6 protein-coding genes are annotated in these 11,409 nt (G+C 58.7%); all 6 read left to right on the top strand.

What is annotated here, in order from left to right; genetic code table 11:
* Nucleotides 1-10: 10 nt before the first annotated feature.
* Nucleotides 11-3,508 carry a helicase-exonuclease AddAB subunit AddB gene (gene addB / locus AC3WJN_RS09845; RefSeq protein WP_007783971.1) on the top strand — a complete coding sequence of 1,166 codons (3,498 nt, stop codon included), beginning with the start codon at nt 11-13 and terminating at the stop codon, nt 3,506-3,508.
* A complete protein-coding gene (gene addA, locus AC3WJN_RS09840; RefSeq protein ID WP_007783973.1) occupies nt 3,477-7,316 on the top strand; it encodes a helicase-exonuclease AddAB subunit AddA in 3,840 nt (1,279 codons plus the stop codon). Before addB ends, addA begins: the two co-directional genes overlap by 32 nt.
* A 244-nt stretch (nt 7,317-7,560) precedes the next feature.
* Nucleotides 7,561-8,022, top strand: coding sequence for a DinB family protein (locus AC3WJN_RS09835; RefSeq protein WP_007783975.1), 462 nt, complete (start codon nt 7,561-7,563; stop codon nt 8,020-8,022).
* 331 nt (nt 8,023-8,353) lie between these two features.
* Nucleotides 8,354-9,763 carry a branched-chain amino acid transporter BcaP gene (bcaP, locus tag AC3WJN_RS09830; RefSeq protein ID WP_492329260.1) on the top strand — a complete coding sequence of 470 codons (1,410 nt, stop codon included), beginning with the start codon at nt 8,354-8,356 and terminating at the stop codon, nt 9,761-9,763.
* A gap of 108 nt (nt 9,764-9,871) precedes the next feature.
* Complete coding sequence (locus AC3WJN_RS09825; RefSeq protein WP_007783978.1) at nt 9,872-10,390, top strand: ribonuclease FAU-1 family protein; 519 nt, start codon at nt 9,872-9,874, stop codon at nt 10,388-10,390.
* 202 nt (nt 10,391-10,592) lie between these two features.
* Nucleotides 10,593-11,327 carry a UMP kinase gene (pyrH, locus tag AC3WJN_RS09820; protein WP_007783980.1) on the top strand — a complete coding sequence of 245 codons (735 nt, stop codon included), beginning with the start codon at nt 10,593-10,595 and terminating at the stop codon, nt 11,325-11,327.
* Nucleotides 11,328-11,409: the final 82 nt, after the last annotated feature.

Genomic DNA, 11,409 nt, shown 5'->3' with positions numbered 1-11,409 from the left:
GGGAAAAAACATGGCAGTCCAATTCATACTGGGACGGGCAGGCACGGGAAAAACGGAGGAGATTCATCAGCAGATTCAAAAGCGGCTGCGCGATACGCCGCTCGGCTCCCCGATGATTTTGCTCGTGCCGGAGCAGGCCAGCTTTCAGGAGGAATACGCCCTCGCCAACCTGCCCGGGCTGGGCGGCGTGATAGGGACCCAAGTGCTCAGCTTCGGCCGGCTGGCTCATCGGTTGCTGCAGGAGCTGGGCGATCTGACGACGGTGGCGGTCGACGATCTCGGGAAGCACATGGTACTGCGCATGCTTCTGGAGCGGCACAAGGAAGAGCTGCAAGTGTTTGGCCGTTCGGCCATGCAGCCGGGCTTCGCCTCTCAGCTTGGACGTTTGATAAGCGAGTGCAAGTCGTACGGCGTCTCTTTTGCCGATTCGGAAAACGTGGACTGGGGCGGAGCCAATCTCAATCAAAAAATCAGCGACCTGCGCCTGATTATGAACGCCTACGAAGGGTACATGGCAGAAGGGTACTGCGATGCTGACGATATTTTGAACCGGGTCGCTGTCATGGTGCGCGACTCGGCCTACATCAGACAGGCGGAAATTTTCATCGACGGCTTTACGGGCTTCACCAACCAGGAGCTGCGACTGATCGAACAGTTGATGCTGCACGCCAAACAGGTGACGATTGCGCTCACCCTGGACCCGGACGAGCGCGACGCGTCTGTCGACGAGCTTGGGTTGTTCCACCCGACTTTGCGCACGTACCAGGCGCTGTCGCTGATGGCGCGGGAATCGGGCGTTTCCGTTGCCAAGCCGCTGCTGTTGACCGAGACGCGCCGTTTTGCCGACAGCACGTGGCTGCGTCAGCTCGAACAGGTTTATTTTCAATGGGGGGCGCCGCCCGCAGTCGGCGAGCCTCGTCGCAATGATGAGGTTGCCTTGCTCTCTGCCGTGAACAGGCGGGCTGAGGTAGAGGCCGTCGCGCTGAAAATTCTCGCCCTTGCCCGAGAGGAAGGCTACCGCTGGCGGGACATGGCAATTTTGCTGCGGGAAATTGGCACCTATGCCGATGAGATTTCCGCCGTTTTTACCGATTACGGCATTCCGCACTTCCTGGACCAGAAGCGGACCGTGATGAACCATCCGTTGGTGGAGCTGGTGCGCTCGGCGTTGGAGGTCATCGTCACCAGATGGCGGTATGACGCAGTATTTCGCTGTTTGAAGACAGATCTGCTTACGCCAGACCTCGCCCATGAGCGCACGTCCCGCCAGGAGATCGACCGCTTGGAAAACTACGTGCTGGCTCACGGCGTCTTCGGCTACCAGTGGGCGGAGGAATCGGCCTGGCGTTTTCGCGGGCCGTCCGGTGCCGCCGAGGATGCGGAAGCAGACGAGCTGAGGCGCAAATACGCGGCTCCCTTGCTCGCTTTTGAAAAAGAGATGAAGCAGGCGGCAGGCAAAAACGTGCGGGAAATGACGGTGGCGCTGTACAATCTGCTGATCGCCCTGGACGTGCCGGGCAAGCTGGAATATTGGCAACGCAAGGCAGAGCAGGAGGGCGACCTCGATGCGGCACAGGTGCACGGCCAGGTGTGGACGGGTCTGGTCGAGCTGATGGACCAGGTCGTTGAGGTCATGGGCGACGAGAGCATGGAGCTGGCTACGTTTGCCCGCGTGCTCGACAGCGGTCTGGAAACGATTGAGCTTGGGCTTGTCCCTCCGGCCTTGGATCAGGTGCTGGTCGGGGCGATGGAGCGCTCCCGTCAGCCTGATGTCAAAGCTTTGTTTATTCTCGGGGTGAACGAGGGCATCATCCCTCTGCGCCCGAAGGAAGAAGGCATTTTGGACGAGGCGGAGCGCGAGCGGCTGGCGGAGATGGGCCAGGTGCTCGCGCCAAGCGCCAAGCAGAAGCTGATGGCGGAGCCGTACCTTTTGTACCAGGCGCTGACGCGGCCGTCCGAGCGGCTGATGCTGAGCTGTGCCCTGGCCGATGAGGAAGGCAAGGCGCTGCTTCCTTCCTCGGTGTTTTCGCGCATCAAGGAGGTGCTGCCAGACATCTCGCACCAGATGTTTTACAACGAGCCGACGGGCGAGGCGGACACAGATGCCTTTTTGCTCGGACAGCCGAGAAGGGTGTTCCGCCACTTGCTGACCTTGTTGCGCGCGATGAAAAAGACAGGCGAGCTGCCGGTGTTCTGGTGGGAGGTGTACGACTGGTTCGTCCGTTCCTCCCCAGAAGCATTGCGGGAAAAATGGCTGCTGTCCGGCTTGCGCTACCGGAATCTCCCGGACGGGCTGGACAGGCAGACGAGCACGACCTTGTACGGCAAGCAACTGAAAATGAGCGTGTCGCGCCTGGAGCGCTTTCAGGCGTGCCCGTTCTCGCATTTTTCCTCGCACGGGCTGAGGCTGTCGGAGAGAACGATGTACAAGCTGGAGCGGTTCGATGTGGGCGAGCTGTTCCACGCCTCGCTCAAGCGCGCGGTCGAAAAAATGAACGAGGAACATCTGGAGTGGAGCAAGCTGACGGAAGACCACAGCATGCAACTGGCGAGCGAGGTAGTGTCCGAGCTGGTGCCGCAGACCAGAAGCAGCATTCTCACGCGAACAGCGCGCTATCGCTTTTTGGCGGGCAAGCTGATGCGGGCGGTTGGCCGGGCGATCTACGTGCTGGGCGAGCACGCCAAGCGCAGCCGCTTCGCTCCGGTTGGATTGGAAGTTTCTTTCGGACCAAACTCCGACTTGCCGGGCCTCGTGCTCACCCTCGACAACGGCGTGGAGCTGCAACTGATCGGCCGCATCGACCGGGTGGACCAGTCGCTGGACAGCGAGGTTCCGTATTTGCGCGTGATCGACTACAAGTCAAGCCCCAAGCAACTGTCGCTGTCAGACGTGTGGAACGGCTTGAATTTGCAACTGCTCGTCTACCTGGACGTCGTCGTGGCAAACGCGGAGGAATGGCTGGGCAAAAAAGCCGAGATGGGCGGCGTCTTTTACTATCAGGTGGCCGATCCGTTTGTGACGGCGAAGCGGCTGCTGACGTCCGACGAGGCAGCCAAGGAGCGGGCGAAGCGCCTGCGGATGAAAGGCTTGATGCTCGCCGATCCCGAGTTGGCGAAAATGATGGACGGGTATGTAGAGCAGGGGCCGTCCGAGCTGGTTCCGTTTGAACTGAAAAAGGACGGGACGCTTTCTTCGCGTTCCTCTGTCGCTACAGCCGAGCAGTTCCAGACGCTGACGACGTATGTGCGCGACACGGTGAAGCAAATCAGCACGCGCATGACCGAAGGGGAAATCCAGATCAAGCCGTATTCCAACGGGACGATGACTGCCTGCGATTACTGTTCGTACAAGCCTGTGTGCCAGTTCGACGGGGAGACAGGCGGCAACGAGCACAGACAGCTTTCCAAATGGAACAACAAACAAATCTGGAGCATGCTGGCCGAGCAGCAACTGGCAGGAGAGGGAGGTGCTACCGATGGCGGAGCAACAAGTGCAGGCCAAGCCTGAACAATGGACGGATGAACAATGGCAAGCGATTATTCAGCGCGGGGGCAACTTGCTGGTAGCGGCTGCGGCAGGCTCCGGGAAAACGTCGGTGCTCGTCGAGCGGATCATCCGGCGCATCATGGACGAGAGCGAGCCTGTCGGCGTCGACCAGCTTCTGGTCGTGACCTTTACGAATGCGGCGGCAGCGGAAATGCGGCACAGAATTGGCGACGCGCTGCGCAAGGCGCTGAAAGAAGACCCGCATTCCGCCCACTTGCGGCGGCAGCTTGCGCTTCTCCAGCGAGCGACGATTACGACGCTCCACTCGTTCTGTCTGGGCATCTTGCGCCAGTACTACTACCTGATTGAGCTTGACCCGGAGTTTCGCATCGCCGACCAGATGGAGGGCGAGCTGCTGCGGCAGGACGTACTGGAGGAGCAACTGGAGGGCTGGTACGAAAGCGACCCGGACTTCCAGGCGTTGGCCGACATCATGCTGGACGGACAGGACGATCAGGCGCTGGCGACTTTGCTGTTGCGGCTGTACGAGTTTTCCCGCAGTCATCCGTCGCCTGAGCGCTGGCTTGCGGAAGCAGCCGACATGTTTGACATTCGCGCTGGGGCCGGTCTGGACGGGCTCGTCTGGGCGAAAAGCGTGCTGCGGTCTGTGGAGCTTTTGCTCGTCGGCATGGCTGGCAAGCTGCAGAGGGCGGCAGAGCTGGCAGCCTCCCCGGAAGGTCCGGCGGCTTATTTGCCGATGTTGGAAGCGGAAGCAGCGGCTTTGAGGCAGGCGGCTGCGGCTTGCAAGGAAGGTTGGGAGGCAGCGAGCCAGGCTATCCGTGGCGTTGCTTTTGCCAAGCTGCCGCCAGTCAAAGGAACCGATCCCGAGATCAAGGAGCAGGTTCAGGCGCTCAGAAACGGCGTGAAAAAGGAGCTGGCGGAGCAGATCGAGCAGTATTTTTCGATGACGGCCGAGCAATATGCCGCTGATTTGCAGCGACTGGCCCCGCACATGAAGACGCTGGCCCGGCTCGTTACCGAGTTTTCCGACGCGTTTCAGTTGGAAAAGCGGGCGCGCGGAATCGTCGACTTTGGCGATCTGGAGCATCTGGCCTTGCGCATTTTGACGGCAGCGGACGAAGCGGGCGAAGCGGGCGAGGCGGTTCCTTCGCCGATATCGGAGCAGCTTCGCGAACAGTTCGCAGAAGTGCTGGTCGACGAGTATCAGGATATCAATCTGGTGCAGGAGACGATTTTGCGCATGGTTTCCCGCGACGGAACGAACGGTGCTTGCGCCAACCGCTTTATGGTCGGTGACGTGAAGCAGAGTATTTACCGTTTCCGTCTGGCGGAGCCGAAGCTGTTTCTGGAAAAGTACTTGACCTATCAAAAAGGCGCGGCAGGCGAGCAGGATGCGGACGATGACGCTCCGGGACGGCGGATCGACCTTGCCGCCAACTTCCGCAGCAGACGCGAGGTTGTGGATGCGGTCAACTTTTTGTTCAGGCAAATCATGTCGCCGGGCGTGGGCGAGATCGACTACGATCCGTCGGCCGAGCTGATTAACCGCGCCTCTTATCCCGAGGCAGAGCCGGGCAGGCTGCAGGCAGAGGTGCACCTGATTAACCGCAACGTGGAGCAAGAAGCGGGGCAGGCAGTGTCTGCAGAGGCAACGGATGAGGCAGAGCTGGCAGGAATCCCCGAGGCGACAGGCGACTCGAGCGAGGAAGCGAGCGTAGCGCAACTGGAAGCGCGACTGATTGCCAGCCGGATTCGCCGCTGGATGGAGCCGGGCGAGGACGAGTCGCCACTGCTCGTGTTCGATAAAAAGGCAGGGGGAATGCGCCCGCTCGCTTACCGGGATATCGTCATTTTGCTGCGGGCTACGTCCGGCTGGGGGCAGACGATGCAGGAGGAACTGCATGCGGCGGGAATCCCTGTGTACGCCGAGCAGACGGCAGGCTATTTTGCGGCGACAGAAGTAGAGACGATGCTCTCGCTGTTGCGGGTGATCGACAATCCGTTGCAGGACATTCCGCTCGCTGCGGTGCTGCGCTCGCCTATCGTCGGCTTGCGCGAGGAACAGCTTGCCCAAATTCGCATCCAGTATCCGACGGGCCCTTTTCATCTCGCTGTCATCCAGTACGTGAAGGAGCGCCCGCCGCAGGAGTCGTGGGAAAAACGGCTGCGCCAGTTTTTCGCGAAGCTGGAAGGGTGGCGGACGCATGCGCGCAGGGGAGCGCTGTCTGAGCTGCTTTCCGTGCTGTACCGCGAGACGGGCTATCTCGACTACGTCGCTGCCCTGGAAAACGGACAGCAGCGGCAGGCCAACCTGCGTGCCTTGTACGACCGGGCAAGACAGTATGAGGCAGGCTCTTATCGCGGGCTGTTCCGCTTCCTGCGCTTCGTCGACAGGCTGCAGGAGGCGGGCAATGACATGGGCGAAGCGCGTACGATCGGGGAAAACGAGGATGTCGTGCGGATCATGACGATCCACAAGAGCAAAGGCTTGGAGTTTCCCGTCGTTTTCGTCGCGGGCATGGGCAAGCAGTTCAACACGATGGATTTGAAAAGCCAGTTTTTGCTGCACAAGGACCTGGGCTTCGGGCCGATGGCCGTGGAGCCGTCCATTCAGTTGCGCTACCCGAGCATCGCGGCGCTGGGCATTCGGCAGCAGTTGCGCCGGGATATGCTGGCAGAGGAAATGCGCGTGCTGTACGTCGCCTTGACCCGTGCGCGCGAGAAGCTGATTCTCGTCGGTTCAGCCAAAGACTTGGCGAAGAGCGTCATGGACTGGGGCAGACAAGGTGATGGCGAGCGGCTCAGCGACGAGGATCTGATCCAGGCCAAAGGCTATTTTGACTGGGTAGGCCGCGCCTTGCTGCGACATCCGGCAGCAGGCGAACTGCGCGCGTATCCTGCGAAGCAAGGCGCAGGCGAAGAAGTGCGAGTCAGAACCGTTCCCGATGACTCCGTCTGGTCGTTTCATTTTCATCAGGCGGACGAGCTGAAGGCGCAGCAGGAGGCCATGAGCGATGACATGGCACTGTGGGAGCGCGCGACCAGGCGGGAGGAGATTGCAGAACGGCCAGGCGACGAAGCGCTGCGCAAGCTGGTAGAAGCGAGACTGGGCTGGACCGACCCGCACCCGGTTGCCTCGCGCGTGGCGGCCAAATGGAGCGTCAGCGAGCTGAAGCGGCATGCCAAGGTCAGCAAAAGCGGGCAGGCGCTCACACTGCCTTCGATTACGGAAAAGCCGAAGTTTTTGGCGGAACAAAAATCGCACCGCCTGACAGCAGCCGAGAAAGGCACGATCACGCACCTGGTCTTCCAGCATCTCGATTTGCAGCGTCCGCTGGATGAGGCCGACATACGCGAGCAGGTGGCAGAGCTTGCGGCGCGCCGCTTTTTGACAGAGGAGCAGGTGCAGGCGGTGGATGCCGGACAAATTGCCACGTTTTTTGCCGACCCTCTGGGGCAGCGGATGAAAAGGGCCAAGGCGGTTCACCGCGAGCTGCCGTTTACGCTGGTGCTGCCCGCGCATGAAGTGGAGCCGGAGCTGGGCGAAGCAACTTCGGAGCGGATTATCGTCCAGGGTGTGATTGACTGTTTGCTGGAGGAAGACGACAATCGGCTGGTCTTGATTGATTTCAAGACTGACTGGATGGCCAAGGAAGCCTCAGCCGAAGCAATCGAAGAGATGGAGCGCAGGTACAGCGGCCAGATCAGCTTGTACGTTCGGGCGATCAGGCAGATCATCAAGCCGTCTCAGGAAGTGGAGAGCTATCTGTATTTGCTTTCCGGCGGCTTCTCCATCCGGTTTACGTAAAGGCAGACAAGACTGCCGAGCATAAGAGCGCCGTTTTTGAAGCGAATCGAAAACGGCGCTCTTTGTCATGTGCGAAAACACGCTAACGCTCCCTCTGCAAAGTCGGGGGAATGGATGAAGTTGTGGGAGAGCGGGTGAAGTTCAGGACAACAGATAACAAAAGCGGCAAGCAGGCTGGATAATGGCGAACGTACGTGTTAATGTATAGAAAATATTGACATTTCAGTCTATGGGAGGATTCAGGGTGAAAAAGCTGTTGGCGTACAACTGGATGGTGCGGGATGAATGGTTTGCCTGGTGTGCAAAGCTGCCGGAAGAAGAACTGCTGAAAACGAGAGTGGGAGGCGCCGGGACGATTTTGTACACGCTGTTTCATATTGCAGATGTGGAGTACAGTTGGCTGCGGGGCGTACAGGGGAAGCCGGATGTGCAAGTGCCTTACGAGGAACACCAGTCGCTTGCGCAGGTAAAGGCGCTGGCGGCTCAATGGCGGGAAGAGCTGCGCGATTTTATCGAGGCTTGGACAGACGACTGGGAGCGGGAGCCTGTGCGCGTGGCATGGAGCGACAAGGAGTACGCCAAAGGGGAGATCATGCGGCATGTGATCGCGCACGAGATTCACCATATGGGGCAACTGTCGATCTGGGCCAGGGAGCTTGGCTATACGCCAGTCTCCGCCAATTTTATTGGCAGGAACTTGGTGTAAGGCAGCGAGTTTTGCGCGGACAGGGCGCATCACCCAGGACTGCTTCGTTGTAATTTTGCACCGGAATGCAGGCACGGCAAAAAGGAACCGCCACGCCAGAGTCAGTTTGTAACAAGGCAACGCGATTCGCGTCTTCGCTGGTGTGCACCAAAGCAACACATGCCCCTGCCAGTGCCAGTCCGCAACAAAGGCCACGCCGTCCACACCTTCGCGCGACTGCAACCATCCAACTTGATCCCCCATGCATAATTTTCCTCTTGCCTGCCCATACTCCAACTGTTTCGATTGAAGCTGCTGGAGTTGGAATGTCCGGGCGGGAGGCACGCACAATATGTCGTTAAAAGAACAGTTGTTGAGAAAAAAATCGGTTGCCAGCTTGATGGCACAGGTTGAGAGCAGGCAGCTCAAAAAAACGTTGGGCGCTTTTGATTTGACCATGCTTGGCATCGGCGCGATTGTCGGGACGGGCATCTTCGTTCTCACTGGAGTCGCTGCGGCCGAGCATGCGGGGCCTGCGCTGGTGCTGTCGTTTGTCCTGTCGGGGCTCGCTTGCGTATTTGCGGCGCTGTGCTATGCAGAGTTTGCTTCCACCGTCCCCGTGTCCGGAAGCGCGTACACATACAGCTACACCGCGTTTGGCGAACTGGTGGCGTGGATGATCGGCTGGGACCTGATCCTGGAGTACGGGGTGGCTTCCGCAGCGGTGGCGAGCGGCTGGTCGGGCTATGCGCAAGGCTTGCTTGCAGGCTTCGGCATTCATCTGCCTGTCGCTTTGACGAATGCGTTCGACGCTTCTAAAGGAACGATCATTGACTTGCCTGCTGTTGTCATCATTTTTGTTATTACGCTTCTGCTCATGAAAGGGACAAGGGAGTCGGCCCGCTTTAACACGCTGATGGTCATTATCAAGGTCGCGGTGATCCTTTTGTTTCTCATCGTCGGGATCGGCTATGTGAAGCCGGAAAACTGGAGTCCCTTCATGCCGTTTGGCTTTGCCGGGGTCGCGACGGGCGCTGCGACAGTCTTTTTTGCTTTTATCGGATTTGACGCGGTTTCCACGGCCGCAGAAGAAGTGCGCAATCCGCAGCGCGACATGCCGATTGGCATCATCACATCGCTGCTGGTGTGCACGCTGCTCTACATCGACGTCTCCTTGACGCTGACCGGGATCGTTCCGTACGACATGCTCAATGTCAAAAATCCGGTTGCCTTTGCGCTCAACTACGTGAAACAAGATTGGGTAGCGGGATTCATTTCCCTCGGGGCCATCGTGGGCATCACCACTGTATTGCTCGTGATGATGTACGGACAGACGCGGCTGTTTTTCGCGATGAGACGCGATGGTCTGTTGCCCGCCGTTTTTTCGCAGGTGCATCCGACCACGCAGGTGCCGCGAAAAAGTACGCTCATCGTCGGCATTTTGGTTGCGATCTTCAGCGGATTGCTGCCGTTGAACAAGCTGGCTGAGCTGACGAATATCGGGACGCTGTTTGCGTTTATTCTCGTCTCCATTGGCGTCGTCGTACTGCGCCGGACGAATCCGGAATTGCGCCGTGCGTTTCGCACGCCGTTCGTTCCACTCGTCCCGATTCTCGCCGTGCTTTTCTGCGGATACCTGGTCTACAGCTTGCCTGCTGTCACGAAGATCGGGTTTCTCGGCTGGCTGGCTGCAGGCGCTGTCGTCTACTTCCTGTACGGACGCAGGCACAGCCATTTGCGGGATGGCGAATACGGCAAATAGCAAAAAAACGAGGCATGTTCTCCTGGGGACATGTCTTTGTTTGCATCTGACAAAACCATCCAATTCATGGTAGAGTAAAAGGAACCAAACTGACGAGGAGAACAGGCCATGAAGCGAAAACGAGCAGACCGACCTGGGTGGAGACGCGTCAAGCGAATGGGCTATCAGGAAAAGTGGGTAGAGGCTTTGTCTTTTTCCGGGTACGCTGTCCGTTTGACCCTGGACGAAGTAACCGAGCCCGCCTACATGCCTGTTGGTGAAAAACTGTTGTGCGTAGGCGACAGAGGGTATGTGTACCTGCAATACTTTCCGGATCAGAAGCCTTATGCCGTCACGAAAATGATGGACGAGCTTGGCAACACCGTGCAGTGGTACATTGACATTTGCAAGGCGCATGGCAAAGATGAGAACGGCCATATCTGGTATGACGATCTCTACCTCGACATTGTGGTGCTGCCGCAGGGCGAGGTTTATTTGCTCGACCAGGACGAACTGGACGAAGCGCTGCAAAAAGGAGTCATCGACAGCGACGAGCACAGCTTCGCGACGGAGGTGGCCGATCAGCTCCTGCGGGATATTTTGGCAGGCAAGCGGGATACCTTTGACTTTCCGAATTTCTTTGCATAAAGTGGGTGCTTTGCATAAAATGAGGAAGAGTTTGGAATGAATCCACATGCAGGAGGGGAAGCGGGATGCAAAAAAAGAGGATGCCAGCCGATTTCCCCTGTTTTTTTCAAGAACGAAGGCAACTGCTGCCCTCGTTCTTTTTTTGGTAGAGGGAACCAAAGATTTCGAAAACGTAAAAGACAACGATCGAGGAGGAGGCGCCATGAAGTATAAGCGGGTGTTGGTCAAATTGAGCGGCGGGGCTGTCGCGCAGGAGAACGGGTTTGGATTTGACCCGGGACAACTGGAGCATATCGCGGGGGAGATTCTTTCCTTGCTCGACATGGGCGTCGAGGTAGCGATTGTCATTGGCGGGGGAAACATTTTTCGCGGCAACATGGCGGACCAGTGGGGGATCGAGCGGGTTGAGGCAGACAACATCGGGACGCTGGCGACTGTCATCAACAGCCTGATGCTGCGAGGCGTGCTGAAGGCGCGCGTCAACCGGGAAGTCAGAGTGATGACAGCCGTGCCGATCAATGCCGTCGCGGAGCCGTACATTCGCCTGCGAGCCGTGCACCATCTGGAAAAGGGCTACGTCGTCATTTTCGCGGGCGGAAACGGGCAGCCGTATGTGACGACAGACTATCCGGCTGTGCAACGGGCGCTGGAGGTGGAGGCCGACGCTCTTTTGGTCGCGAAACACGGGGTAGATGGCGTCTACACGGCCGATCCGCGCAAGGACGCGACGGCGAGACAGTACCTGGAGGTTTCCTTTGACGAGGTGGTCAGAAAAGACTTGCGCGTCATGGACCAGTCCGCGATGATTTTGGCGCGGGACCACGGCTTGCCGCTGCATGTGTTCAACTTCGACCAGCCCGGAGCGATGGCGCAAATTTGCCGTGGGGAGCAGGCAGGGACTTTTATCAGCCGGGAGCTGGAACCTGTCTTCAAATAAAAGCGGATGAGTTTGGCCCAACCGCTTACTGGGGCGCGGCGCAGGGCCGCTCTTCTTTTTGCCCGAAAGCGACAGCGGGTCA

The sequence above is a fragment of the Brevibacillus sp. FW306-2-1A-C05A genome (genome assembly GCF_058781555.1).
Note: the sequence above shows the minus strand (reverse complement) of the source record. Positions and strands in the feature narration are given on the sequence as shown.

Coding starts and splice junctions, on each gene's coding strand:
- addB (WP_007783971.1), top strand. CDS start 11: ATGGCAGTCCAATTCATACTGGGACGGGCAGGCACGGGAAAAACGGAG.
- addA (WP_007783973.1), top strand. CDS start 3,477: ATGGCGGAGCAACAAGTGCAGGCCAAGCCTGAACAATGGACGGATGAA.
- bcaP (WP_492329260.1), top strand. CDS start 8,354: ATGTCGTTAAAAGAACAGTTGTTGAGAAAAAAATCGGTTGCCAGCTTG.
- AC3WJN_RS09825 (WP_007783978.1), top strand. CDS start 9,872: ATGAAGCGAAAACGAGCAGACCGACCTGGGTGGAGACGCGTCAAGCGA.
- pyrH (WP_007783980.1), top strand. CDS start 10,593: ATGAAGTATAAGCGGGTGTTGGTCAAATTGAGCGGCGGGGCTGTCGCG.